Origin of the sequence: Microcoleus sp. C2D2 (assembly GCF_036702495.1) — a bacterium.
Lineage (GTDB): Bacteria > Cyanobacteriota > Cyanobacteriia > Cyanobacteriales > Microcoleaceae > Microcoleus.
In genome coordinates this window covers 1-26,539 of record NZ_JAUBTO010000121.1, presented here as the reverse complement: position 1 = coordinate 26,539, position 26,539 = coordinate 1, and the positions used below count along the sequence as shown (strand labels likewise).

The following is a 26,539-nucleotide window of genomic DNA, read 5'->3' as shown; positions in this document are numbered from 1 at the left end:
ATAAAAAATAACTCTTGTGGGATGGGCCGAAGAGCCCGTCCCATAAATTTATGAAAAGGATTTTTGCAAGAGGTCTAATATAGATTTCGACAAAATCTGTTAGTTTTACCACAATTCATCGAGAGTTAAGTTGTGGGGGTTTGTGAGGATGAAGGCGTTGTTGTCTTTGATTAAGTCACCGCTACAGAGAATCGGTAAGCGTTCTTGATAAGCTTTAATTGCCAGGATATAATCTTTGTCTGCGAGGGAGGTTTGAATTTTCCGCAATTTGGCAACTACAAGGCCGAGGAGAGTAATTTCGCCACTTAATTTTTGGGTATTTGGGGTGTGAATTTGCATAACAATTCCCTGAATTATCGTGTTGGGAATGCTGGTCAGTAGTTCGCTTAAAATTTCACTTTGAGGGCGATTTTCTGCGTTTTCTAGGGTTTGGATTGCCTCGCGGATGCGGGCTGAATAATCTCCCAGGTTTTCCCGCTTAGGTAGCAATATTTCAAATTCTTCTGCATCGGCTGTTGGTTTGTGCCAAAGTGTGGCATTATCTAAGAAAGGTTGGTCTTCATGCCAGCCGTTAGTTTGTAAGTAATTTCTCAGTTGATTTAGCTCGATTGTTGCGAGAGTTTGGCTATCTTTTACGGTGATTTTCATGGTTGAACTCCTTGGCTAATTCTCTCCATAATTGACTGAAGGGCGGCGACTGTAAATTGGTGGGTTCTGGGGATGGGGACGGTGACAGCGTTTGTGTTTGGTGTTTTTGGCTTTCCCCGCAGCGAGATCCAATATCCGCAGCCTCTGATGCAGAGTTTTGTTTCGGACTGGGTTAACCAGTCTTCCGGTGTTTCGGGGATTAAAACGACAACTAAAATTCGGGGAATGGCGAAGTTATCCCTTCTTAAGATGACTTGAAGCTACTTGTCAATAAAATATTATCGCGAACATTTTAATCAATCCCTCTTTAAAAATGTTTTTTTGTAAAAGGTGAGCGTTAGTAACTATAAGTTCATTCACAAGCATAATTTGCTACTTCGTCCCTGTACGAATCATCTTGAAACCATACACATAAATATCAGGAAACCCGTAACGGTTTTCTTTATGGCGCCATTTAGCCAGACCAATTTCAGTTAAAAAACTGGCAAATTCATCAAAATCAGGATATATTTTCTTTGCGCTTTTCTCCCAGGCGTGCTCAAGTTGTTGCCTGCTAGGTAAAGCGGGAACACCTTCTAAAGCTTCAAAAAATGGACATAAGTCAGGATATTCTTGTTTAATTGCATCACAACGTTCCTCTGATGCCTTTTCTAAACCAATTTCCAGAGATGTTCCCCGAAGTAAACGATCGCTTGGAGCCTTAACTGATGTTTGTCCCTTGTAAGTTAGCTCCTGCTCTTTTGCTCCTTGAAGCAAGGCACTTAAGCTGCGGGGAAAGGCAGTACCATTTAAGTCTGATAAACGTTCGTAAACCCATCTATAAACATATTTAGCTTTTTTTCCTGTTCTTCGACGTATTCCCCACAATAAGTCTAGGGCGCGGTTTAAGGTTTCTTCATTAGCATTATCAATATTTTCAACAGGTGAAGAACGATCTACTAAATCTTTAAAATCTCGTGCTTGCGTGGCTTGGCGAAGGGCTAACCGCAAGAAATCTACCCTTGTCCACTTCAAAAATAGATCGCGTCCATTGAAGTGACTTTTATTGTCAAAGTTCAAACGATTCCAAATGTCTTCTCGCAGAAATATTTTAAAGCGAATAGATGTTAAGTGACGGGCATCACAAGCTTGAATAAGTTGAAATAAACCACTTAAAGCTTGCTGTCTAACTCCATCTCTTTCGGGGAAGTCTTCATCTAAATCGTCGTATAAAAGCCAAAGTGTTTTATTTTTATCCCGTTGCTGTTCGTTCAGGATATCTAAGACATCCGGCAAAACAAGTATCAACTGTGAATCAGTTGATAATTCAATTAAGGCTTTAGTATGTTCAGCCTTCCAGTTTTCTGCCGGCAGTCCCTTCAAGATGTTGCGTAGAGTTTCAAATTTTGGTTTTTGACTCCCTTTATCTGGCAGTTTTAAATAATTTTCTTGATATACTCGAAATATCAGGTATGCTCGCCAAAATGCCTCCCAAGTTCCCTCATTATCTTTTAAATTTCGCTGGATAATTTGAAATTCGCTGCGTGTTGGGCGACTGGTCTGGGATGCACCATGACCGGAGAGGAAAATTACAGAATCTAATCGGCCACGAGCTAGCTGTCGAGCCTTATCCTCATGTTCTAATAAAAGTGAATAAAGTGCCGTTTTCCCAGTTCCTTTTCTACCTCGGATGAGGCAAGTTGTTTCATCTAAAAATTTGTCAAAATTAGGAGTTTTCTGAAATAGACCCAGAAGATTTGAGCTGGGGTCAGCAGCATTTAAGGCGGGAAATTGAAGGCTTTCAATAATTTTCCAGCGTTGTTCTGTATCTGTTGCTGCTAGAATTTCCTGTGAGCGAATTTGAATAGTTTCTTCATCTATTAAGTTAGCAATTCGATTGTAGTAATCCAACAAACCTGTTACAGGATGATTATCGGCTAGAGCAATTGATGGCACGTAAGGAACAATTAATGGTTCTGCTATTTCAGATTGAGACTCATCTGAGTCATCACCATTTTCATTCAGTTCATCTTGATCTATTTCCCCCTCAATGACTTTGCGTAAAAGCTGCCAAACCTCTGTAACTTTAGCCGTTCCACTATTGCTGATATCAGGAACAGGTGAAAACACAAAGTTGATTGATAGCTTGCCAAAAGAATTGAGTGATTTTAGGAGAAGATCAATCCCTTGCCGATTTTGCTCGTTCGGAAACAAAAAAATAATTGCCTCATCAGCAGCTTGAAGTAGAGATAAAGCACCCCATTCATTAATTCCGGTACGCGAATCTACTAAAATAACGTCTGGTTTTAACTGCTCTTGAATTTCTCGACTAAAAATAGACCAGAGAGTTTCACCATTATCAAGAATAGTAGTTGCTCGAAGATCATCAACTTTAGAAATGTAATCAAGACTTAAAGAACCCGCAGGAACAATGAAGAGTCTTCCTGTAGCATCCGGTATTGTAACTTCGCCAAATATCTTGGTGATTAAAACATTTGGTTCTAACTCTTCCGGTAGATAGGATCGTTCATAAAAATAATCTACAATACCGAATTCAGGTAGTGGTTTTAAGCTAAAAGCTGTACTTAAACCTGGTGCTTCTAAATCTAAGTCAACAGCCACAACTTTTCGACCGCGCATAGCCAAAATCCAAGCCACATGGGTTAAGGCAGTGGTTCTACCGACTCCTCCCTTAAAGGAGTAGAATGTTATTGTTCGAGGAATGCGGGGTTCAGGTTGAGGGGATTGAGATTGATTTTGAGGATTTGCCGCCCACAAAGCTAAATCTTGCCAAGTTTGTACTGAACTTCCATTTGTAAGCTGGGGGGCGGACAAATCCAAAGATCTTGCTTCTTCTACTGTATATAAAGAAATAAAACCTGGGGATATTTTAAATTTATGAAGGATGCGATACACTTCCTCTTTTCGCTGTGGTAAAGATAATTCTTTAAAGCGATCACTTATAATCGTTAAATTCAGAAGGCCAGAAGTTGAAATATTTATGTCAGTCCATTCCTGCGGAGTCTGTACATAAATGTCCGTAAGATCCCGTTTAAGCGATACTTGCCAAGTTTCCTGCATATCTGCGTCCTCAAAGTTTAGTAGCTTGCGTCTGTAACCAACTTCTGAGACTATTATATGCAAATAGCCACTGCTTATAGTTTGGCTCATCAGATTCACTACTAGAGTAGCGCATATCTATAAAATGTTGATTGTTGGGATTTTCAACTGTGTTAAGCCATTTCATTACTTGTGGAAACTTTTGCACTCTATCATGAAGCTTATTATGCCGCTTCAAAGCATCTTGAAAACTATGTCCCGGATTAGTAATGGTGTGTTGAGGATTGTTAGAATCAGTTTTCCATTCTCGCTTTGCTCTTTTGGGCAGGGAAGCTAATATCATCGCTTTTAGTAAACATTCTATGGTAATGCCTCCGAAGTGCATGGCGGCTACTTTTCGGTCGGAGTGACAAAGTTTTTCAGTATCCGTATGACGTTGTAAAAAAGCAGCTTGGTAATCTTCCATGTTTGCGAGAGGTTTGGTGAACTTGGTAGCTGTAACAAATAAATATCGCCTTTATTAGATGATTACCTAGATATTGAGCCAGCGCAATAAAAAGTTAATTTGGCTACTTAATTGGGCCAATTGTATCATTTTTTTGCTGACAATTTGAGCGAAGAAAAAAATATTTTTTGAAACAAAGGTCAGATGGAACGGGCAAAATATCCTTGATATGGGTTGATGTTTTCATTGTTTCGTCAGTACGGACTTGCAGTATTTACAGTCAGGGAATTAGATAATACAGTATAACTAATTTCTGGATTAGTCTGATACTGTCCTCCGCAATGTCTGCGATCGCCCCAAAAACGTCCCAATCAGCTTTCGGCAGGACGACAGCAAGAGTACAGCAACCGGGTGCAGCAGAGGCCTCCTTCGCCGTCAAATGCAGCCTCTTCTCGTCCAAACCCTCCTCCTCCTCCAATGCCTCCTCCTCCGCCCTCACATACCTCTGAGGAGTTAAAACATAACACTTACCGTTTTGGTTTTTTGTTGCCTTTTGACTCCGCACAAGTGTTACAAGTCTTCTGGAAAGTACATTTCCAGCAAATGTGCCCCGCCCTAACCCAATCGGCCTAAGTTCTCCAGAACTTAGGTAAAAAGCGCCTAAAGTATGATGCGAAACTCGGGCAATACTCCTACTCTATAAATTGATCGGGCATTAAACCGATATCCACAACCGCTAAGATTTATTGCCAAAAATTAAATCTTTCCGGCGAAAAGTTGCTATTTAATGAATAAGACTTTACAATCCAGCAAGGTAAATGAAACTCTCAACGAGCAGCCCTGCGAGCACTAACCCGAAATGGGTCGCAAGTGCCAAAAAGCAGCAAAAGCTACCTTTTTTAACTCTTTCAACAGCAAAGCATTGGGAAAAAAACCAGGGATCGACGGTTGGCATCTTGGAACGAATGCTTTGCTAGCAATACTACTGTATTAAAACTTGTCTGCCAAAATTTAGCCCCAAGAGAGGCCTAGCTGCAACTCTTGCTGCGTCAGGTTTTAGTCTCTAATTAGGCTGGTTTTATTGTCTTTAACTACTTGAGGATTCGATCGCATGATTTCGATTTCTACAACTCAATCCGATGTGGTACCTTTGCCTTCGCCAACCGTTACCGCTGCAACCCAAGGCACCGTGGCTTCTGCAACTGGGGTCTGCGTGACGGTTCACGGTCACTTTTACCAGCCGCCACGGGAAAACCCTTACCTGGACGCGATCGAACGCCAAGCCAGCGCCTCTCCAGCCCACGACTGGAACGAACGCATTGACAACGAGTGCTATCGCCCCAACGCCTTTGCCCGCATACTCAACGATCGCGGCTTCGTCACGGGGATCGTCAACAACTACGAGTACATGAGCTTCAACATCGGGCCGACCCTGATGAGCTGGCTCGAACGCTACGACGCGGAAGTCTACCAGCGGATTCTCGAAGCCGATCGCAAAAGCTGTCAGCGGCTCAACGGTCACGGCAACGCGATCGCCCAAGTATACAATCACATCATCATGCCGCTCGCTAACGAGCGAGACAAATACACCCAAATTCGGTGGGGGATCGCAGATTTTCGCTCCCGGTTCGGTCGCGATCCCGAAGGAATGTGGCTCGCCGAAACCGCCGTAGACTACGCCACCCTCGAAGTTTTAGTCGCCGAAGGCATCCGCTTCATAGTCTTAGCCCCCTCCCAAGCAGAACGCTGCCGCCCGTTCATCGGGCAAAACCAAGAAGGGGAACCAACGGAAAATTCCGAATGGCACGAAGTCGGCGGCGGCCAAATCGATCCGACTCGCCCGTACCGCTGCTATTTGAAACCAGAAATGCGGTTACTGGCTGACCACCAACTCTCGCCGCTGAGTTCTCACCATTTTGGTCGCAGGCACTTCCAAAATACCGAAGCCCCAGCACCCAACACACCCTACATTGATATCTTTTTCTACGATGGCCCGATCTCGCGGGATATGGGCTTCAATGAGGTTCTCAGCAGCAGCAACCACTTGGCCGGGCGCTTGGGTCAAGCAGTACGGGGAGACCACCGACCGGCTCAATTAATCTGCGTGGCGACGGACGGCGAAACTTTCGGCCACCACAAAAACGGAACCGAAAAATGCCTCGCCTACGCCTTCACAGAAGAGTTTCCCCGTCGAGGCTGGACGGTGACGAATTTTGCTCATTATATAAGTCAAAATCCTCCCGCTTGGGAAGTGGAACTCAAACCCGTGACGGCCTGGAGTTGCTCTCACGGGGTCGGTCGCTGGGAAGATGATTGCGGCTGCGGCGGCGGTGGCGAGTGGAACCAAAAATGGCGCCGCCCTTTGCGCGATACTCTCAATTGGCTGCGCGATCGACTGATTCCGATTTACGAAGAAGCAGGGCGCAAGCTGTTGCGCGATCCCTGGAAAGCCAGAGATGAATATATTGAGGTCATTCGGGATCGATCGCCCGCTAACGTTGAAAGTTTCCTCGAACGCCATCAAGTGCGCCCCCTCGATGCCGGAGAACAGGTGGACGCACTGCGACTGCTGGAAATGCAGCGCCACGCCCTGTTCATGTTCACTAGCTGCGGCTGGTTTTTTGAAGAAATCTCGCGGCCAGAAGGCGTGCAAGTTCTGCGCTACGCGGCCCGGGCGCTGGAATTGGCGGGCGAAGTTACCGGCGTCCAGCTAGAAAAGGAGTTTGTCGCTCAACTAGCCCTCGTACCCAGCAACGTTGACTATTTCAAAACAGGGGCCGAAGTTTACCGCAAACTCGTGGTGACAGCTCAAATTAGTCTCAGACAGGTGGCAGCCCACTACGCGATCAGTTCTCTGTTTGCCAAATATCCCCGCGAACAGCGAGTTTACTGCTATCAGGCCCTGCAGGAAGATTTCCAAATTCAGCGCATGGGCTCGATGACTCTGGCTGTGGGTCAATTGCAGTTAACCTCGGAAATTACGCGGGAAACAGAGGTTTATGTGTTTGCTGCGTTGCACCTCGGCGGCTGGGACTTCCACTGCTGCATTCAGCCTTTTGGCAGCCGCCGGTCTTACACTATGCTCAAAGAGCGGTTGTTTGGAGTTATGCAAGAAGCTTCGGCGGCCCACGCGATTCTGGAAATGGTGCGGCTGTTTGGGGATCAGTCCTTTAGCTTGCGGGATTTGTTTGCTGAGGAACGCCACCGGATCGTGCAGTTGCTGAGTCAGGAAAATTTGACTCGGTTGGATCAGCTTTACACTCAGGTTTACCGGGAAAATTACGGGGTGATGATGGCGTTCCACCGCGACGAACTCCCGGTACCCGTAGAGTTGCAGGTGGCTGCTGAGGTGGCTTTGGGACACCGCTGTTTGACGGCGGCCAAGGCCCTGGAACTGGAAACCGAGGACCCGGAGGCGCTGCTGGCAGAAATAGAGGCGATCGCCACTGAAAGCGGCCATCTCCGCTGTCGGTTGAACGTTCCCGAAGTCAAGCAAATTTTGGAAAAGCTGGTTTGGCGATCGCTTGACGCGCTGCTGCAAGGAGGATCGGGTCCGGAGGACCGATCGCCTGTCAAGTTAGAAGCTGATATCCGCACGATCGAGCGTTTGATTGCAGTGGGCGATCGGCTGAGTCTGGGTTTGTGTTTGGACAAATCGCAGGAACTGTATTTCGATTCTCTGCACAGTCAAATTGTGCCTCTGTGTTTGGGCTGGCTGCAGCTGCAAGAGGCCTCGGCGGGCGACACTGTGGTCGCTGCCGTTGCCTTGGGGATTGCAGGTTCCGGCGCCGGCTGGGACTTGTCTTCGATCCGGCAGTTGCTGGAGTTGGGCCAAACCTTGGCCGTTGATGTTGAGTGTTGGTTAAATCAGTTAAGTTGATCGTTTCTCGATTAGCCGGCCCAAATCAATTCCCGCCCTTGAGAATCCGCCCGATCGGGGTTTAAATGCCGATCGGGCCTGCCGGATCGACCGAGGATCGATCGGCCGATCGGCTTCCGGGGATCGCGGCGGGCGATCGAAGCACCGACAGAAAACCCACAAGTTTCTTTGAGTTTTCGCTCTACTTGTGTGGGAAGATAAAAAGACTGTCGCCAAAGCGTACAGGTGTTCTGCACTTGCACGCTTTGTATAGTTGGGAAGAAAGAACACTAAGTTTAAATTTATGAAAGTTGGCGATCGCGTTTGCATTAAAAACTCTGTTGTTGTCTACCACCACCCTCAAAATCGCAGTCAACCATTTGATCTTAAGGGTATGGAAGGAGAAGTCGTGGCGATCGTTCACGAATGGCACGGCCGACCTGTCAGTGCTAATTTGCCGGTTCTAGTACAATTTGACAAAAAATTTCGAGCTCACCTGAAAGAGGATGAGGTCGAATTGATATCTTCGGAAGTCTAGCTGTCTCAAAAGTTGAAGCCGGAACTCAAAGAGAATATCAAATCCGGTCAGTCGATTTTAGATTTTAGATTTTAGATTTTAGATTTACTCCACAGATGAATCTGGGAGTGTGAACCTTAGTCTAAAATTTTCGGCCGATAGCGACTCCTGTCCTTGGCAAGTATCCGTGTTTGGACGGGGGTCCTACAGCCATTTTAGAGTTTGTAGTGAGGACTTCAGTTTTTTCTGGGGCTTTTAGTCGATCGGTGGGACTCTCCTCCTTACTACAAACCATCTTTTTTGTTGAATCCTTAATTTTTCGACCGTCCGCGGCTGAACCAACCGAAGATATTCAAATCTCCCTGCATTTTCTGCAATTCCTGCTGATGCTGCTTGGCTGTAGCGTAATACCACTGGCAATGAAGTTCTAGTTCTTGACGGTACTTAATTTCATCGTAAAACTCGCGGACAATTTGGTGTCTCTGAAAAATTTCGGCCGCGGGAGTCGGTTCTGGGGCAATGTTTTGCAACTCGTGGGGCAGCATGATTGTTTGGGGGCGACTGGGGCTAATCTTGGCTGTAATGACTTTAAGCTAACACACTGAATCAATTTTGGACTTGGGATTTGGGATTTATATTAAATCTGTTAGCATCGGAATTATTCCTATCTCTCTTCTCTTTATCTGCGTGAATTCGCGTCTATCCCTTGTCATCTGCGGTTAATACATTCTCTTTTTTTCACCGCAGATACAGGCAGATAAACACAGATTAACGCAGATTAATAAGATAAATTCCGGTTGCACTATCCATCCGTGATTGTTGACTGTTGACTGGATTTGACGGCTGACGATGCAACGGGAATTGATATTACGATTTTGGAGGTGACTTCACGGTTGAGACTATTTGAATTCTTCAATCCCAAATCCCAAATCTAATATCTAAAATTCTGTTAAAGCCATCCCCGCAGACGATAAACGATTAAGCCGATGTATTCTTTCAAAGCTTTAGTTGACTGGTGTAACTGATAGGTATCCGGCAATAAATCCAGTGTGGCTGCTTGCCAATTCCTTTGGGATGCTGCCATATCCTGCTGCGTTATCTGAAAGTCTGTTGGTGCGGCAATTGCTTTTATTCCCTGACGCTGGAAAATTAAGAGCGATCGAGTCATGTGCATCGCCGATGTCACTAGCAAAACCGGCCCTTTTATGCTTTTAGCATCTAAGATTTTCCGCACGTTGACGGCATTTTGATAGGTGTTGTTTGAATCGGGGTCTTGCAGAATTGCTGATGCGGGTACGCCGATTGTTTGGGCAATTTCTGCCATGTCTGCCGATTCGGGAGGCCCGCCACCTTCCCAATCTACTCTACCGCCGCTGAGAATGAGCAGGGGAGCTTTGCCTTGCCGGTAAAGTCGGGAACCGTAGATTATTCGATCGCCCGCTTCCCCTAATTCTACCCAAGGACGGGGGCGTAAAGCTGCTTTGACACCGCCGCCCAAGACGATAATCGCTTCAGCTTGCGGGAGTTCGGCGGTTGGTAAGTTTTGCCATTCGAGCGATCGAACTAACGATTTTGAAACCCAACCGCTACTTCCGAGCAGTAAAATAATTAGAGCCGCAGCCATTGGCGCCGCCGCCCATTTGGGATGCTTCCAAAGTGTTATTAAAGCCGCCATCATTAACAGGCAACTCAACCCCAAAGGATAAATAAACAGCGGCAGGAGTTTCGACAGAAATACAAACATTCAGCAAGTATAGCCTTTCGAGCGTAACATGTTCCGACGTGCATAGGGCATAGGCCTCCGTGGGCATAGGGCATAGGCCTCCGTGGGCATAGGGCATACCTCACCACGCTTGAGAACCGCTATAGTTCTAATTGCTAGTTAGCGGTAATGGGTAATTAATAATTAGTAATTTGGTTGTCGGGAGTTGTTAATTTTTAGTATTGAGTTGTGAATTATGAACTCTTTAACTTAAAGCTTAAAACTCAATACTCAAAACTATTTTGGGTGCTAGCGACGATCCTCTGGCCCTGACAACCAGCTAAACAATGTAGGAGCTTCACGCCTAGAGGTTTTACTATATACTTTCTTCTCCCTTTCCACTACTTCTTTCTTGAGGACAGCATCCGACTTTTTATCCTTGGAACGTATATTCGGGTTGAGTAGTAGTTCGTTGTGCCACCAAGCGACCATTAAACCTGCTGCCACGCCGCCGATGACACCAAGACCGAGACTGAGGGGCAGCGAACATCCTACTAAGCGAAACCCAACGGTAAACAACACAAACCATATCAGCGCGGGGTTAAACCCCTTGGAGTCTCCGGTATATTTTGGCATGAGCTGCAAGTTGTGTTTGTAATAACACAGAAAGATATTGACAATATTAGCAGACAATCCAATTGGCAAGGGCGATCGATCTGCAACTACTCCCTACAAATCAAGTTTAATTGTACCTCTAAGTCTTGCGCGGTATCTACAATGTTTACAGAAATTTGCTCTAATTCTGTAAAAGGTTGAAAAGCTGCTTGCTGCGAACTCAATAGTTCTGCCGTCGCGTCGGCAATATCGCCCCTGCGCTGTTGCAGTCGTTCTCGCAATACTTCCATTGGTGCCGTGCAGTAAATGATTTGCAGGGGCAAGCCGTGGGATTGAGCTCGATCGATCGCATCGGTTCTCAAGTTTTGGCGATCGAACTTTGCATCTAAAATCACATCCCAACCTCGGTCAGCCAGAATTATCCCCAACTCTAACAATCTACCATAAGTCTGTGCCGTCATTTCATCCGAGTACAAATCTTCTCCCCCCCGTTCATTTATAGGAATTCCCCCTAAATGTTTGCGAACAGCATCGGATCGAATGTGAATTGCCCCAGTGCGGCGAGCCAAATATCGAGCTGCTGTACTCTTGCCAGAACCAGACAAACCCGACATCAAAGTTAACTTTCCCCGGCGCGGTTTTGTGTATTGCCAAGCCAGTTTATAATAATGAGCCGCCGTCTGTGAAATCTCTGCTTTTTGGGCAGTTGAAATAGCGGGATCGTCCAACATTAACGAAGTTACTTTCGCTCTAACATAAGCTTGACGGCTCAAATACAGAGGCAACAGTTGCAGTCCTTCCCAATCCCCTGTTTGTTCGATGTAAGTATTGAGAAAAGCATTGCCTAAGTCTCTGCGCCCCCGCGATTCCAAATCCATTACTGTAAAAGCGACATCGTACATGACATCAACAAAGCGAAACTCCTCGTTAAATTCAATGCAGTCGAACAGCAATATTTTATCTGGCCACAATGCTATATTCCGCAAGTGCAAATCTCCGTGGCACTCGCGAATTTTATTATGGGCAATCCGTCGGTTAAATAACTCTGGGTTGTTCGCAAAAAACGCATCAGTATAATCTTTAGTTTCCTGATATTGTGTCTGAGTCTGCGGCCCGCCAATATATTTTTCAGAAATCAGGTAATTGTTATCTATTGCTGTGCGAATCTGACTGACTTCGCCAAATTGGCGAATGTAGCTATTACTAATTGCCCTGCTGTGAAACTTGGCAACTTCTCGCCCTAAGTCTGCCATAAGTTGCTCGGTCAACAGTCCGCGTTCCAACAAGCTGAGCAACAGCGAATCTTGAGGAAACTCCCGCATTTTTAGCACGTATTCTACAGTTATTTCTGCCGAAGTTATAGCAGGTAAGTTGCTGCCCAATTGAAACGAATCGCCAGTTTGGATAATGGGCAAAACTTCTAGATAAATTTCCGGTGCCGTGCGCTGGTTCATCAGCAATTCTTGGGTGCAGAAATGCAGCCGTTTTGCCAACGTTGAATAGTCCAAAAACCCAAAATTGACTGGTTTCTTGATTTTGTAAGTATAATCTCCTGTCAGCAAAACAAAGGAAACGTGAGTCTGAATGAGGTGCACTGGTTCTGTCACCCCGTGCGGGTAAAACCCGGGCTGCAACATTTGCTGAATCAGAGGTGGGACACAAGTATCAGCCATATCGATTTTAGATTTTAGATTTTAGATTGGGGATTTGGGATTTTAGATTTGGGATTTTAGATTTGGGATTTTAGATTTGGGATAAAAGCAAATATAGTTATAGCTTACGCAGAACATCTAAATGTTACTATAAAACTTACGCAGAACATCTAAATGTAGGGGGATCCGTGCGCACCTTACCCTATCGATAACGTAGGGTGCTCCGCGCGCACATTTCGATAAAACGCAGGGTGCGCACGGCGCACATTTCGATAAAACGTAGGGTGCGCGCCCAGCACCTTACACTGTCGATAGCCAAACAAAAGGTGTTTTGCGCAAGTCCAAAATTAGTATCAAAAAAAAGCACTCATGACAGAAAACAATCAAGATTCCCGTTCCGTGGATGTGTTTGGCGTAGGCAATGCCCTTGTAGACATCCTAGCATTGGTAGAAGATGAATTTGTACTCGGCCACGGGCTGAGTCGTGGCGGGATGACGCTGATGAATTCGGAAACGCAGGGGGGAATTTTGCACGATTTAGCGCACAATTCGCTGCAAATGCGATCGGGGGGTTCGGCGGCAAATACGATGATTGGTTTGGCTCAAAGCGGCGGTAAAGCGTATTATTCGGGGAAGGTTGCTAAGGATACTAACGGCGAGTTTTATCGGCAAGATTTGCTGGCGGCGGGGATTGATTTTAACGTGCATCCTGCTGAGTCGTCGCAGGAACCCACTGGTACTTGTGTAGTGCTGACTACGCCGGATGCGGAACGCACGATGTGTACTAATTTGGGGGTTTCTACTACTCTGGCTGCGACTGATATTGATGTCGATCGACTGGCTCACTGCAAGTACAGTTATGTTGAGGGCTATCTTTGGGATGCTCCGGATCCGAGAAAGGCTAGCATTGAAACGATGGAACAGTCTAAGCGTCTGGGTGTGAAGGTGGCTTTTACTTTTTCGGATGGCTTTTTAGTCGATCGATTTGCTGATGATTTTCACAAGGTGGTTTCGGAATATTGCGATGTAATTTTTTGCAATGCTGATGAAGTTCGGAGCTTTTTTAAGGAGGAATCTCTGGAAGAGTGCGCTCGCAAGATGAGCGAGATTTCGGATTTGGCTTTTATCACTAATGGGGATAAAGGCTGCATGGTGGTGGAGAACAAACAGATTGTTGATGTGGCTGGATTTCCGGTAAAGGCGATCGATACTGTGGGTGCTGGGGATGCTTTTGCTGGCGGTGTTTTGTTTGGAATTACTAATGGTTTGAGTTCTACACAAGCGGCGCGCTGGGGCAATTTCTTGGCTTCTAGCGTGGTGCAGATTCATGGGCCTCGACTTGAGGGTTCTCAGGCTCATCTTTTGAGTGAGGTGATTTCTGGTTAGGAATTGAAAGGGGCGATCGCACTTTTTGTGTTAAGGGCGATCGCTCTTTTTAGCAACCGCAGATGAAGGCAGATGAACGGGGATGAACGCAGATGGAATAAGGGCGATGGTGTTAAAATCAGTGAAAGCTTAATTAACCGCACTTGAAATGCTAACAACTACATCGACTCCTCCTCAACAAAGTAGCGAGGAAAACTTAATTACTTTGACAGGCATTAAATGGCTAACATTTAAAGCGATAATGTCTGATGTCGGCGACGGTAGAGCCTGGAGAATTGCTTATGCTGAAGGAGTTTTAGAAATCAGAATGCCACTTACAGAACATGAAGAACCAGTGGGAATGATAGAACACTTTGTTGGTGTTGTAGTAGATGAAATGGAAATTGAGATGAGACAGCTCGGTGCGTTGACTCTGGAACGGGAAGATTTAACTCGTGCTATTGAACCGGATACTTGTTTTTACATTCAAAATGAATCGGTAGTTAGAGGTAAAAGTATCAATTTAGCCGCCGATCCGCCACCCGATTTAGTAGTAGAATCAGATTACACGAGTTCTTCTGTGAATAAGTTCTCAATTTATGCTTCTCTGGGAGTTCCTGAAATCTGGAGATATCGCAATCAAAGTCTTTTGGTGTATCAATTGGTTGAGGGTAATTACGAGCAGAGGGAGAATAGTCTGGCTTTTCCGTTTTTGCCGATCGCAGAAATTCCGGCTTTTATAGAGCAAAGTAAAACTATCGGACAAAGGGCGGCGGTGCGTTTGTTTCGGGACAGGGTTAGAGAGCTTTTGGCGGAGTGATGGTGTTTTTTTTTACCGCAGATGAACGCGGATGGATGAAAGGGCGATCGACATCAAATGATGATAGAGTGGGGAAAATATCTAGGGTAAAATGATGGCATCAAAAACAGCCGTTACTTTAGAAGAAGTTCTCAACTTGGTAAAGCAGCTAAAGCTGGTGGATAAGGTGCGTTTGATTGAGCGAGTGGCTCCCAAAATTGAGTGGGAATTGGCGCAAACGCCTGTACACCGCAAGTCTTTACGGGGTTTGAGGCGGGGAGTTGATATTAGTGAGTCAGACCTTGCTGAAGTTCGCGGTCAGATGTGGGGATAGCAGGATGCCGTTGACTGGTTTGAATCTTATTTGGTAAAGGAATCTCGCACTTTTTGGAACCACAGATGAACATGGTAAAATTACATCGATTAAAAATAGTAATGTGTAAATAGCAATGGCAGGTTGGCTCAGAGCATCCGCAGAAGGGCTAAAAATCATTGACATGGTAAGACGCAATCTCGGATGGAATAAAAGTGAGGATACCTGGTGCAAAGTCGCTCTAACTTCAAAAGCTACTTTAAAGAGGTTTTGGGCGCAAAACCGAATTCGACGCGAAACATTTATCGATATTTGCAAAGCTGTAGGAATTAATAACTGGGAAGATATTATCGAGCGCAATGATATCAAGCAAACCGAATTACTTTTAGCCGCCGCGATCGCAGATATCCCCCTAGAAAACCAAACCGATCGCCCTTTCCCCCTCCCAGAAAACTTACCCCCCGTCAGAAATTGGGTACAGCGCACCAAAGAAATCGACACCTTAAAAACCCTAATTGTTGAACCCCATCTTGTAGGGGCGGTGCCCCCGTGCCCGCCCTGGGCTGGGGGGGTTCCCATCGCCATCTCAATTGTCGGATTACCGGGCATCGGAAAAACCTGCCTCGTCAGCCAACTAATTCGCCAACTCCACACAGAAAATACCCCCTTCACCTGCGCCGCTTGGCAATCCTTGCAATCTGCAACAGGCAAAGCACCCCCCTTCGATCGCATAATTGACTCCCTGCTATTCACCCTCTCCAACGGCGACATTACCGCAGCCGTCAATCCTCAAAATGACTATTTCAAAAAAACCGAAAATCTGCTCAAAATCCTCAGAGAAAAACCTTGCTTGCTCGTTTTCGATCGCGCAGACACACTTTTGAAAGCAGGAGAAGCAAAAGCTGCTGGTTATTTCGCAGACGATTGTGCAGAATATGCTTGGTTATTCAAACAGTTATTAGAAACAGAACATCAAAGCAAAATTATATTCACCAGTCGCGAAAGCCTAGCCGAATTGCCGCCAACTGTCACCCGCGAATTCCAGCTAAACGGATTGGATCGAGATGCCGCAGTTGCCCTCTTGCAATCTTTTAATTTGACTGCAAATCCAGAGGAATTAGCCGAAATATGCGATCGCTATTCAGGACATCCCAAAGCCTTACAACTCGTCGCAGCCTTGATTCGAGATGATACCGAGTTTCAGGGAAATGTCGGGATTTTCCTGCACCAGAGAGACTGGTTGCTGATTCGAGATATTGAAAGAGCGATCGATGAAATGATAGCGCGTCTGGGCGACGGCGAGCAAACTTGTCTCAGCCGAATTTCTGTCTATCAAACCTCAGAATATCCGCTATCTTTTGCGGGAATTAGCGCTCAAATGCCAGAAGTTAGCAAGTATGAACTTAAAGAAAATATTATTCAAGCACTTAAACGCCGACAATTGCTATATTACGATCGCCACCTCAAATCCTATCAGTTGCATCCGCTAGTCCGAGAAAAGGCCGAGTACCTGCTAAGTCAAAACCCTGAACATCTCCGTACCGCCCACAGCCAAGCATATAATTATTATATCAGCATTCCCCTCAAACCAAAATCAGAATGGCAAGATATCGAGGATATTAAGCCGTTAATCAGAGCGCACTATCATGCTTCTCAAGCACAAGATTTAGATGCGGCAAATGCGATTATTTCTGAAGTCTATGAGCATCTGCGGCAGTGGAATTGTGCAGAGTTAGTATGTGCAAATCTACCGTTGCCATTGTTAACGGAAGTAAAAAACATAACTCTGTAGGGGCGGGTTCACCGACAATAATTGCCAAAAACCCACTATCTTATAAACCCGCCCCCACACCACCATCAATCGCAATCTACCTCTTTTAAAATAACGAAAAAAACCTGGAGGAGGGGCGGGTTTAGTTAACCTGTCTGCACCCTTTAAAGCTGTTGGCGAACCCGCCCCTACAGGAGCCATAACAATGGCGCAGAATGTGAGATTAAACTGATATATTGCACCATTTTCAATAACCCTGTAGGGGCGGGTTGACCGACAATAATTGCCCAAAACCCACAATTTCGTAAACCCGCCCCCGCGCCACCATCCATCCCAATCTATCTCTTTTAAGATACTTCAACCACTAGAATAAATCCCTCTTTCTTGCAGTTGCTGCATAAAAAACTCTTCCAAAGTAGGCTTAGCCAAATTCATCCCAATTAGCTGCCCTCCCGTAGCGCTCAGACTAGAAAGAAACTCCTTCGGAGCGCCCTGCAAATGACCGCACCACAAATTCTCATCAACTTCCATATCCGGTATCCATTTTTTCAGGATATTCAAGTGGCCGCCCCTACCTTCAACCCGATAAGTTTCAGTATTGCCGAGGAGTTGGTCGATCGCACCAATGCAGATTAACTCACCTCTGGCCAAAATTGCCACTCGATCGCAAATCTTCTCCACATCAGACAATATATGCGAATTAAAAAAAATTGTTTTTCCTTGATTTTTCAGCGATAAAATTATCTCCCGCATCTGATAGCGTCCCATCGGATCTAAACCCGACATCGGCTCATCTAAAAATACCACATCTGGATTGTTAATCAAAGCTTGAGCCATGCCAATCCGTTGCAGCATTCCCTTAGAATACTGGCGCAACTGTTTTTTAATTGCTGCCGATTGAGATAGCCCAACTAAGTCTAGCAAATGCGGAATTCGCTGCCGCTGAATCGAGGGGGGAATTTGAAATAACCCCGCGGCAAACTGCAAGAATTCCCAGCCCGTGAGATAATCGTAAAAATAGGGATTTTCTGGCAAATAGCCGACTCGCTGCTTCACAGTGCGATCGCCCAAAGGCCTCCCCAACAGCAGCGCCCTGCCAGAAGTCGGCCGCACTATACCCAGCAAAGTTTTCAGCAGCGTAGTTTTCCCCGCTCCATTTTGCCCTAACAGCCCGAAAGTTTCCCCCTCAAAGACACTCAGAGTGCAACTTTTGAGCGATTCAATCTTTTGGTTCATCCAAAAGCCAGTACGGTAGAACTTGCCCAGATTAAATGTTTCCACTACTCGGGTTGCTCCGGGCATCTCGGTGGAAGTTGGCGCATCTATAAGAGGTTCCATTTTCGTAAGCGAAGTAAGTAGCACCTGATTATATTCTATGGCATAACTTCAGTAATAATTGCTCTTTTTAATGTTAAACTAATATTAGCTGCACTTAAAATTTGCTGAATATGGATCGTTCAAAAATTATTGCTATTATCACTGGGGTGATTTCTATAACTTTAGCAGTTGCCTACCTGCTGCTCGTCACCCTCCTCGACTTCCGAGGCGAAATGCTGCCCGCACCTCAAAGTCAGTTGCCCGTCTCGCTGCCAATTCAGCAATTGGCTAATGCTAATCTGACTTTACCAGCACTGAGGATTTATCCTTAACTGTGACACAAATAATATAATTAAAATTCCGCAATTTCGCCCCTAAATTATGTACATAAAACTACTGGCGAAATGCTGCTATTTGTAGGGTGCGCAATGCGCACCTTACCACTATGAACGTCCGCGCCGGACCTTCGCCGAATCGAGCGTCGAGTTGCAGACGAAAATTTGACTTGCAGAGCGGTTTCAACCGCCGAGTTTTCTCAATTAATACACATGAATTGCTTTCATCATGTGATAGGCAACTAGCAACTGCGTCAAAGCTAGCGGGTAACTTTGCAAAACTTCGCCCGTTGTGCCGATAAGTTTGCCAATTTCCGGGTTGCCTTGGGCGGTGCAAAATCCCCGCAGGTGCGGCAACTCGCTGCACAAAATCATTTCTAGTTCGTTTACTTGGTCGCTGGTAGCGTGGGAGTCTACTTCCAAAACGTCAACTGGTTTGCCCATATCCCGATCGAGTCCCAAGCGAATCGCAGGTTTAAAACTCTCGCTGCCTCGACCTAAAATCTCAGTAAAATCAGGGTGAGGTATTGTAGGCCTGAGCACTAAACGGACGCTCAAATTGGATTCATTGTCCGCTTCTGGCGGGTAAAAACTAACTACAACGTCGGCCGATTTCCGCTGAGGACGAATGAAGTCTTCAGAGTCCGGTTCCCGTTTTTTTATTTCTGCAAGCACCTGTTCTTCAGTATAACCGCGCTTCATGATATCGCGCTTAACTTTCCACTGAGTTCGCAACTCTTCGGGAGGAGCGAGATACACTTTTACGTCGTAAGAATCGCGGATTGTTCGGGTTGCGTAACCCAGCAAACCTTCAACTATTACAAATTTGCTGGGCTTGATGTATTCCGGTGGGTCGAATGTACCTGTCGTGTGGTTGTAGATAGGTTTGAGAATTGCTTGTCCGGTGCGCAGCAGGCTAAGGTGCTGCTGCATGATGTCGAGGTGATTGCAGTCGGGATGCAATGCTGTGATCCCGATTTCTGCCCGCTGCTTTCTGTCGTAGCGGTGATAGTCATCAGTGCAAATCACTGTGACATTTTCTGGCCCCAATACTTGGGCAATTCCCCGCGTCAGGGTGGTTTTGCCCGCTGCGCTGTCTCCGACAATACCGAGAATAATTGGTCGATCGCTCATCAGAACTATGGGTTTGAAACCCCGTCTTTTTAGGACGGCTTTACATTGAATTGAATCCCCTCGCAGGGTGGAGGGGTATGGTTGCCCCTCCCGTGAGGTATGGTTGCCTCAATCTCTTTTCGGAGTAAAGTTAGCTTCGCCAAGGTTTAGTGAGCTTGTTAGGCTGAAAGCACTGTTCCAGTGACCTTAGAACTGTTTAACTCTCAACGATAGAGCAAGGGACTAGCTACGCATCCCAGGGTATCGTGACTCAAAAAACGTAGTCAGTTAAGACTTAGGCTGGTCAGAATGGCTTGTTAGATTCCTCCTTCAAGCCTCATGCCTTTAGGCTGAGGTTCCTGACTGTTTTTACCCGGACGGACAATAGCAAATTTTGTTGTGAGTCTTAAATCTTATCAAAATTGTGTTCGATCCGATCGATCGCTCAGATGGTTTGCCTTGAGCCCCCCGGAGTCTCCCCCACGTGTAAAATTATTGTAATATTTCTTAATATAATCCGGCACCGGAGACTCAGGGAGTATCTGATTAAAAAATCACGCCTATTTCTCAACCGCCCACGATGTCGATCGTACTTTTGAATCCGGCTATTGTCAGAATTTCGGGAAAATTACCTCTGCAAAGTGTTTCGGTAATCTCTTTTGTAATGCCAATTACAGCAGCGGTGGGACTCGTGAGATATTTTTGGTTTCAAAACGGGCAGCAAGCAGTGAATCAACTTGCCAGTCAATCAATCGACGCCCAGCCCGAGCGAATTTACCTGCAATATGAAGTTTTAGCTTTCGCTGTGCGTGAAAAATTAATATAAATTTGAGTTCAGGACGCAATCAGGTTCTCAGAAACCTGTTTTTTTACTCTTGCTTGCCTGCTGCAACGAAGTATTTCGGTGAAAAAAATCGGTGGCGACGCACCCGCGGGTAATTTTTAAATTTACACAAATTTTAAGTTTAACTAAGCCCGTAGCTAGCTACTGTCCCTAGCTTCAATCTCAAAAACCACAGCTTTAGCTAGTCAGACGGGAAGCCCCACACTAGACCGATCAAAGGTTAGTGTGGGACCAGAGGCGCGTGAATCGAGAATTCCACATTTTCATGCCCTCACAAGCATAGCGGGCGAGCAATGAAGATGTGGATGACGAGATGAACAAATTTTTATTTACTAGACCAACATTGCTGTTCGATATAATTATTAAATCCCTTGACATGGTATAGTGTTTTCTGGTATTTTTATTCCCAAGCAAAGGCGTAAAGATCGTAGCGCAATGAAGACAACATATCAGTATCAGTTCTATCCTAATACCGCTCAAAAATAAACTCTTAACCACTGGTTGAGAATTTGCCGTTATTGGTACAACAGACAACTAGGCGATAGATTTGATTGGTGGGAGATGAATCGCACTACTGTGAATGCTTGTCCGTTGATTGCTAGTATTTCTGCGCCTCGCGAAAAGCCCAACTACTACTCTCAAAAACAACAATTGCCCGTTATCAAAAAAGACTTGGTAAAAGTCTTCCATAGTGGCGAGCTATTGGACTTCAAGCAGGTAGATTCAACTATTCTGCAAGATGTATCCAAGCGAGTAGACAAAGCATTTTAGCGGTTTGTCATAGGGGATAGTAAAGGCGGGCGATCGGGTAAACCTCGATTCAAGACTGAAGCGGATTACCGAACGATGACTTTTTCTACGGCCAACAACTACTGGATTAAATTGGTTCGCAAGAATTGGTTTTATATCCGATTGCCGAAGTTAGGCGTCATAAAAGTTCGGATGCACCGCCCAATTCCCGATGGATTTACAATCAAGCAAATTAGCGTAACCAGAAAGGCTGATGGTTGGTTTATCCAGATAATGCTTGAAGACTCTTCTGTACCCCAATTCACCCCCGACAAAGTTACCCCAAACTGGGACAACTCAATTGGGTTGGATGCGGTGCTACACGAAGATGTCTATTTGGCAACGTCGTCAGGCGAGAAGCTACCTTCGTTAAAACCGCTTCGCAAAAACCAAACTAAGTTAGACCGTATTTCAAGGAAGCGGAACAAGCGGAAGCGCGGTTCTAAAGCCCGACGAAAATTAGCCAAAAAAGAAGCGAGACAGCACCAAAAGATAGCGCGTTCTCGCCAAGATTTCCACTACAAAACAGCTCACAAGCTTGTAAGGTCTGGAGCTAAATTCTTTTTTCATGAAGATTTAAATTTAAAAAGCTTAACAAAGCGGAACTCTCGTTAAGCAAGATGATGAGGGTACTTACCTCCCAAACGGTCAATCAGCTAAATCAGGGCTGAATAAGTCTTGGTTGGATGCTGCGTTTGGTCAATTTTTTAAGACGCTGGAATACATAGCCGAAAAAGCTGGATCAGCGGTCATTCCGCAAAAACCTGCTTATACCTCAATGGTTCTGTGCTATCGGAATGAAATTGTTTTTACCGATTGCGGTATGCGAAACTATTGGGATGAGCAACATTCTTTAATGGTCGATCGTGACGTGAATGCCGCGATTAATCTAAAGAAACTGGGGGTGGACATTTTCCCCAGTATAAAACGCGCCGTGGCGGGAATTTTTCTGTAGTAGGAACTATAGATGATAGTACCGCGAAGGAAATTTTGCACACCCTTCATCGGGCTGCAAAGAAGCCTACGCAAATGGTGACAGCTTGTGTTGGCGTAGGAGGATGTCACTCTCCGCATTGGAATAAATATTGGTAGGGTGGCGGCGTCCGTCAGCGGACACGATACAATAACTAATGACTAACAACTAATGACTAATGACTCATTACCAGTCATCATTTCGTTTGTTGCTGTAAGTTTCCCAATCTTCGTATGGCTGCGACTGAGACAATGGTTCTGGTTCTATTTCTGGTTCTATTTCTGCTGACATTTCTAGTTCGGGTTCCGATTCTTGCTGATAGATGTTCAGAGGTTCGACAACGCGGGCGATCGCATCTTTGACAAATGCTTTTACAAACTCGTCTTTCCTATTTAACTGAAACTGCCTTTGCACGACTTCGGCGATGCCACCATCGCCCCAATCTTGGTCGTGGCGGAAATATTCAATAAAACTTTTACCGGCAATTCTGGTTAAATACGCCGCGCTGACTGCTTGAATTGCTTTGCCAAGTACAAACCCGGCTACGCTTAACTGCAGCGCCCTTGATACTACTTGAATTACCCCTTCAACTATTCCCAAACTTGCTAGGGTTTTTGCTAGAGACAAGGCTAATTCTTTCGCCCGATCGATATTTAATTCGCACCCGTAAATCTTGGCAATTTCTACTACCATTTGAGCGTTAACTGCTGCTGTCGCCAGTAAATCCACAACTGGCAAAGGCGTTACGGCAATTACTCCGGCTCCTATCCACTGAAATCGCTCTACTGCTTTATCAGCTTGGCGCCGCCTTTGAGCGTCAATTAACTTGCGCGCTTGGTCTCCCAAGTGCTGAGATTGCAGCAAAATATTGTCCGCAATTAAGTCTTCGCCTTCGGCTCGCAAAATCGCAGCAACGCGCCGAATTAATGGCATAATATCCGGGTCTGGCTGAAAAATTGTGCCGTCTTCTAGTACAACTTTTGGCGGATTGGCGCTAATGGCGACTACATCCATTGCTGATACAAAACCTTTGACTCGCTGCCGCAGTTGAGCGAGAATTTCATCTCTGTCGGTGTCGGGATAAAGGTCAACTTTATTAAAAACCACGATCGACCTTTTGCCAATTTCCGCCAAAGCCCGCAGCGGTTCGTACTCGGATTTGCGCAAATCGCCGTCCAAAACAAATAAGATCAAATCTGCCCGGGCCGCCAACTGCCTCGCCAATTCTTCTCTGTAGGTTCCCGCTACTCCCGCTTCCAAGATGCCTGGGGTATCAGTAATTGCTAATTCTCGATCGATTCCTTTCAATTTCAGAGTGTAAGTTTCTCCAACGGAGGTAGTTCCCATCGGCGCGCCCACCTGTCCCGCCATCCGCCCCACCAGCGCATTGACAGCGGAAGTTTTGCCCGCAGAACCGGTGCCGAAAACAACTACTCGAACGCTGCCGCGAGCCATGCTAGCTTCAATTTCGCGGGCTCTCAACAGCAAAGCTTGCCGCGCGACTTCATCTTGAATGCGATCGACTTGTTGCCTGATTGCTTTGAGATTTTCCGAAGCAGCTTCACTTTTCACAACAGGAACCTTGGGATTAATCGCCCGTTTTCCCTTAACTTTCTGAGGGCGTTGCAGCAGCCTAAAATAGTAAAACAGCGCAAAAATTAGCGTTGCCAAAAGTACAATTATCAGGAAAATCAGCAAATTAGCCAGCAGCGGCGAAGCAGACCACGCAACTTGACTGTAAAGCCCAGTTAAGGAACTCACCAGCCCAATAATCAGCCCCAGGGTGAGGCAGAAAGCAGCAATTAAGGTTAACAGGCGCGGCAAAGGCATGAGGAAAGCGGCAAATAAAAGAGTTATGCTTTGATTTTTACATTACGCTGATAGTCATCTGTCATTGCAAATCTAAAATCTAAAATCTAAAATCTAAAATGGCGAAGCGCCCGATCTTACTGCGCGAGTCCGCAACTCTCGATTCTGTCCGACTGCGGGCGCGATTTGCCGGGTTTTAGCGGCGGCTGGTGCAGACGGACAGCTGCGCGATCCCCCGAGTCTGCAATTGTAGCTTGCACGACCCTCAGCTACAGCCTCGCGCCCGCCCAAAGCGCAGGCTGGCTTATTTGCATCTACCTACTTATTTATTCGGTGATATATTCGATCGCGAGTCGAGCAATATTTTTTCTAATCATAAAAAATCGCATTAAGTACCCAGAAACCCCGTTTATTAACGTAATTGCGTCCTCGAAGCTTTGAAAGCGGTAACGAGAAACCGGGTTTCTTAGGCAGGGTAAAAGCGTCCTAATTCACAAAAATCATCAAATTAAGTATCTATGCGGTACTCTCAAATCAGGCGCGAGTTAAGTTAAACTGAATTGTCAGTGCGTGAATTATTCACAGGTTCGCATCTATGCATATCAAACATCTGAACCAGCCTTCACAAAAACTCTCTACCTCTTGCGAGCATAACATCCAAGAGAGCCAGCCACCAAAGCCCAATTATTTCGCTCACATAGCCCGTTCCTTTGGCAACCTCAGTATTCAAGACAAAATCTGCCGTGGGTACGCACTGGCTCTTGGTGTTGCGATTGGGGGAACGGCTGTCGGGATGTTGGCGGGCAATCATTACTATCAAATAACTAATAATCAAGTACACATCGATCGAGAAACTCAGCTTTTAAATAAGTTGCAGGTGTCTTTACTGCGGACGCAAAACAGCCAAAAATGGATGAGTTACTGGCTCGAACAGCCCCAAATATTTGACAGGAAATACCAACAGCTACAAAACAATATTTACAGCTTAAAGTTGTCCCTATCTGAACTTAAAAATCAGAAATACAGGGAGGAACAGATAGAAGGTTTACAAAGTTTTAAAAAAACTTACACCCCGCTACTTTCTAATTACATTTACCAGCTAGAAACTGTTAATAAAAAAATCAGTAATTTGCCCAAAACACCTGCTCAGAAAAGCGTTAAACTCAAGTTGCTGTCGAATTTAGAGCGAGATAAAATAGGGTTGCAACTAGATAGGGCGGTCAACGATATAGCAGAAATTATCGATCGCGCCCAAGAGCAAGAAGATGCAGGGCGGGAGGCGCTGCAGCGAGCGCAGGCGCTGCGGGAGCAAATAATTTTTGGTAGCATGGCACTGTCGATCGTCGTTGCAGCACTGTTGGCGGGCTTCACCAGTCAGGCGATCGCCAAACCCCTGGCCGCTGTAACTAAAATTGCTCAGCGAGTGACTGAAGAATCTAATTTTCAGTTGCAAGTACCAGTTACCAGCACCGATGAAGTAGGAGTATTGGCAGCTTCGCTGAATCAACTGATTAAGAAAGTAAATCACTTGGTAGAAGAATTGAAATCTGAACAAGAAAGCCAGATACTTCAAAATGAGAAAATGGCAACTTTGGGGCGGATGTTAGCCGGTGTGGCTCACGAAGTTAACAACCCAATCAATTTTATCTATGCCAATATCGACCCAGCCAGAACTTACGTTGAAGATATTTTAGATTTGCTCGAAACTTACGAAACAGAAATCCCCAACCCGCAACCCGCCGCAGTGAGCGCCAAAGCCGAAGAAATAGACATCGATTTTCTCAAAGAAGATTTGATGAAAATATTTGACTCGATGCAAGTGGGTGCTGAAAGAGCCAAAGCTATTATCTTAAGTTTGAAAGATTTTTCTCGCCTCGACGATACGACCCCTAATTCCGTGGATTTGCACGCCTGCATAGACAGCAGTTTGCTAATGCTCAACAGCCGAGTCAAACAGGGTATTGAAGTGGTGCGCAATTACGGGAACATTCCGAATGTTGAAGGCTATATGGGTTTGCTTTACCAGGTATTTGTGAACATTCTGAACAATGCACTAGATGCTGTGGAAGAGAAAGCAAAAATGGAGAAAACTAGCTCGGAGGAGGCGAAAGAACAATCGGCTTCGGAGTCAATCAAACAGCAATCACCTAATTTTTTGCCGAGGATTGTGATTACTACAGAATACTTGGACGACGAGTCAGTGATAGTGCGAATTTCCGATAACGGTATGGGAATACCTGCCTCCACTCAAGCAAAATTGTTTGAAACATTCTTTACGACTAAACCGAGAGGTGTAGGTACTGGTTTGGGATTGACCATCGGCCGCCAAATTATCGTGAAGAAACACGGGGGGACGATTAACTTTTGGTCCGAGGTAGGAACCGGGACGGAATTTGGGATCGCCCTGCCGATTAAGCAGGAGAATTTAATGCCAAATCCGCTGCCAAAACCTCCAATTCCTAGCGAATCTAATTCCTTCCGCAACGGGAATGGGCAAACCAAGTCCGAGGTGAGAGGAATTGTAAAAAATAAAAAATCATGAGTTTTGAGATTGCTTACTGACAAGCGAATTTCAAAGGTGGTACCCGCCACGTGATTTATCCGTGGAATCAATCCAAAATCGCAAATCGAAAA

General features: G+C 45.6%; 25 protein-coding genes. 12 read left to right on the top strand and 13 right to left on the bottom strand.

From position 1 onward, the window contains the following. Positions 1-105: 105 nt before the first annotated feature. The 5 genes from QUB61_RS29100 to QUB61_RS29085 form a co-directional block, all read right to left on the bottom strand. Positions 106-648, bottom strand: a complete 543-nt coding sequence (locus QUB61_RS29100; protein ID WP_333126016.1) for a hypothetical protein — start codon at positions 646-648, stop codon at positions 106-108. Further along, a complete protein-coding gene (locus QUB61_RS40130) occupies positions 645-875 on the bottom strand; it encodes a DUF4365 domain-containing protein (protein ID WP_445301001.1) in 231 nt (76 codons plus the stop codon). Before QUB61_RS40130 ends, QUB61_RS29100 begins: the two co-directional genes overlap by 4 nt. Before the next feature lie 145 nt (positions 876-1,020). Continuing rightward, positions 1,021-3,708 (bottom strand): ParA family protein, encoded by a 2,688-nt coding sequence (locus tag QUB61_RS29095; RefSeq protein ID WP_333126013.1) that lies wholly within the window; start codon positions 3,706-3,708, stop codon positions 1,021-1,023. 10 nt (positions 3,709-3,718) lie between these two features. Next, on the bottom strand, positions 3,719-4,153 hold the full coding sequence (locus QUB61_RS29090; protein ID WP_333126010.1) for a hypothetical protein: 435 nt from the start codon (positions 4,151-4,153) through the stop codon (positions 3,719-3,721). Between the two features lie 259 nt (positions 4,154-4,412). Continuing rightward, a complete protein-coding gene (locus QUB61_RS29085) occupies positions 4,413-4,697 on the bottom strand; it encodes a hypothetical protein (RefSeq protein ID WP_333126007.1) in 285 nt (94 codons plus the stop codon). Between the two features lie 546 nt (positions 4,698-5,243). Between QUB61_RS29085 and QUB61_RS29080 the strand changes: the two genes are divergently transcribed. Next, positions 5,244-8,012, top strand: coding sequence for a DUF3536 domain-containing protein (locus QUB61_RS29080; RefSeq protein WP_333126004.1), 2,769 nt, complete (start codon positions 5,244-5,246; stop codon positions 8,010-8,012). A gap of 11 nt (positions 8,013-8,023) precedes the next feature. Here QUB61_RS29080 and QUB61_RS29075 read toward each other — a convergent pair whose 3' ends face one another. Beyond that, entirely contained in the window at positions 8,024-8,248 is a 225-nt protein-coding gene (locus QUB61_RS29075) for a hypothetical protein (protein WP_333126001.1), read from the bottom strand. 47 nt (positions 8,249-8,295) lie between these two features. Here QUB61_RS29075 and QUB61_RS29070 point away from each other — a divergent pair, with 47 nt between their 5' ends. Further along, the gene (locus QUB61_RS29070; RefSeq protein ID WP_333125998.1) at positions 8,296-8,529 is read left to right on the top strand and encodes a ferredoxin-thioredoxin reductase variable chain; all 234 of its coding nucleotides are present in this window, start codon (positions 8,296-8,298) and stop codon (positions 8,527-8,529) included. A 290-nt stretch (positions 8,530-8,819) separates the two neighbouring features. Here the strand turns inward: QUB61_RS29070 and QUB61_RS29065 are convergent, their stop codons facing one another. From QUB61_RS29065 to QUB61_RS29050, 4 genes are all read right to left on the bottom strand, one after another. After that, on the bottom strand, positions 8,820-9,053 hold the full coding sequence (locus QUB61_RS29065) for a hypothetical protein (protein ID WP_172186607.1): 234 nt from the start codon (positions 9,051-9,053) through the stop codon (positions 8,820-8,822). A 404-nt stretch (positions 9,054-9,457) separates the two neighbouring features. Beyond that, the gene (locus tag QUB61_RS29060; protein ID WP_333125996.1) at positions 9,458-10,252 is read right to left on the bottom strand and encodes a YdcF family protein; all 795 of its coding nucleotides are present in this window, start codon (positions 10,250-10,252) and stop codon (positions 9,458-9,460) included. 267 nt (positions 10,253-10,519) lie between these two features. Then, on the bottom strand, positions 10,520-10,915 hold the full coding sequence (locus QUB61_RS29055) for a hypothetical protein (protein WP_333125994.1): 396 nt from the start codon (positions 10,913-10,915) through the stop codon (positions 10,520-10,522). Between the two features lie 17 nt (positions 10,916-10,932). Then, complete coding sequence (locus tag QUB61_RS29050) at positions 10,933-12,498, bottom strand: AAA family ATPase (RefSeq protein WP_333125991.1); 1,566 nt, start codon at positions 12,496-12,498, stop codon at positions 10,933-10,935. Positions 12,499-12,846: 348 nt separating this feature from the next. On the opposite strand from QUB61_RS29050, the gene QUB61_RS29045 reads away from it, so the two are divergent. From QUB61_RS29045 to QUB61_RS29030, 4 genes are all read left to right on the top strand, one after another. Further along, positions 12,847-13,863: an adenosine kinase gene (locus tag QUB61_RS29045; protein ID WP_333125988.1), complete on the top strand. Its 1,017-nt coding sequence runs from the start codon at positions 12,847-12,849 to the stop codon at positions 13,861-13,863. Positions 13,864-14,011: 148 nt separating this feature from the next. Then, positions 14,012-14,662 carry a Uma2 family endonuclease gene (locus QUB61_RS29040; RefSeq protein WP_333125985.1) on the top strand — a complete coding sequence of 217 codons (651 nt, stop codon included), beginning with the start codon at positions 14,012-14,014 and terminating at the stop codon, positions 14,660-14,662. Positions 14,663-14,753: 91 nt separating this feature from the next. Further along, entirely contained in the window at positions 14,754-14,975 is a 222-nt protein-coding gene (locus QUB61_RS29035) for a hypothetical protein (RefSeq protein WP_333125982.1), read from the top strand. A 115-nt stretch (positions 14,976-15,090) separates the two neighbouring features. Beyond that, positions 15,091-16,746: an NB-ARC domain-containing protein gene (locus QUB61_RS29030; protein ID WP_333125979.1), complete on the top strand. Its 1,656-nt coding sequence runs from the start codon at positions 15,091-15,093 to the stop codon at positions 16,744-16,746. Between the two features lie 336 nt (positions 16,747-17,082). On the opposite strand, the gene QUB61_RS29025 is transcribed toward QUB61_RS29030, so the two are convergent. Continuing rightward, positions 17,083-18,063, bottom strand: coding sequence for an ABC transporter ATP-binding protein (locus QUB61_RS29025; RefSeq protein ID WP_333125976.1), 981 nt, complete (start codon positions 18,061-18,063; stop codon positions 17,083-17,085). Positions 18,064-18,173: 110 nt separating this feature from the next. On the opposite strand from QUB61_RS29025, the gene QUB61_RS29020 reads away from it, so the two are divergent. Continuing rightward, positions 18,174-18,374, top strand: a complete 201-nt coding sequence (locus tag QUB61_RS29020; RefSeq protein ID WP_333125973.1) for a hypothetical protein — start codon at positions 18,174-18,176, stop codon at positions 18,372-18,374. 207 nt (positions 18,375-18,581) lie between these two features. Here QUB61_RS29020 and QUB61_RS29015 read toward each other — a convergent pair whose 3' ends face one another. Then, positions 18,582-19,511 carry a phosphoribulokinase gene (locus QUB61_RS29015; RefSeq protein WP_333125970.1) on the bottom strand — a complete coding sequence of 310 codons (930 nt, stop codon included), beginning with the start codon at positions 19,509-19,511 and terminating at the stop codon, positions 18,582-18,584. A 559-nt stretch (positions 19,512-20,070) separates the two neighbouring features. Here QUB61_RS29015 and QUB61_RS29010 point away from each other — a divergent pair. From QUB61_RS29010 to QUB61_RS28995, 4 genes are all read left to right on the top strand, one after another. After that, on the top strand, positions 20,071-20,316 hold the full coding sequence (locus QUB61_RS29010; RefSeq protein ID WP_333125967.1) for a hypothetical protein: 246 nt from the start codon (positions 20,071-20,073) through the stop codon (positions 20,314-20,316). A gap of 579 nt (positions 20,317-20,895) precedes the next feature. Then, positions 20,896-21,105 (top strand): hypothetical protein, encoded by a 210-nt coding sequence (locus QUB61_RS29005; protein WP_333125965.1) that lies wholly within the window; start codon positions 20,896-20,898, stop codon positions 21,103-21,105. 75 nt (positions 21,106-21,180) lie between these two features. Beyond that, positions 21,181-21,738, top strand: coding sequence for a transposase (locus QUB61_RS29000; RefSeq protein ID WP_333125962.1), 558 nt, complete (start codon positions 21,181-21,183; stop codon positions 21,736-21,738). A 67-nt stretch (positions 21,739-21,805) separates the two neighbouring features. Further along, the gene (locus QUB61_RS28995; RefSeq protein ID WP_333125958.1) at positions 21,806-22,078 is read left to right on the top strand and encodes a zinc ribbon domain-containing protein; all 273 of its coding nucleotides are present in this window, start codon (positions 21,806-21,808) and stop codon (positions 22,076-22,078) included. A 204-nt stretch (positions 22,079-22,282) separates the two neighbouring features. Here the strand turns inward: QUB61_RS28995 and QUB61_RS28990 are convergent, their stop codons facing one another. Next, positions 22,283-23,926, bottom strand: a complete 1,644-nt coding sequence (locus QUB61_RS28990) for a GTP-binding protein (RefSeq protein WP_333125955.1) — start codon at positions 23,924-23,926, stop codon at positions 22,283-22,285. A 574-nt stretch (positions 23,927-24,500) separates the two neighbouring features. Between QUB61_RS28990 and QUB61_RS28985 the strand changes: the two genes are divergently transcribed. Next, positions 24,501-26,447: a HAMP domain-containing sensor histidine kinase gene (locus QUB61_RS28985; RefSeq protein WP_333125953.1), complete on the top strand. Its 1,947-nt coding sequence runs from the start codon at positions 24,501-24,503 to the stop codon at positions 26,445-26,447. Positions 26,448-26,539: the final 92 nt, after the last annotated feature.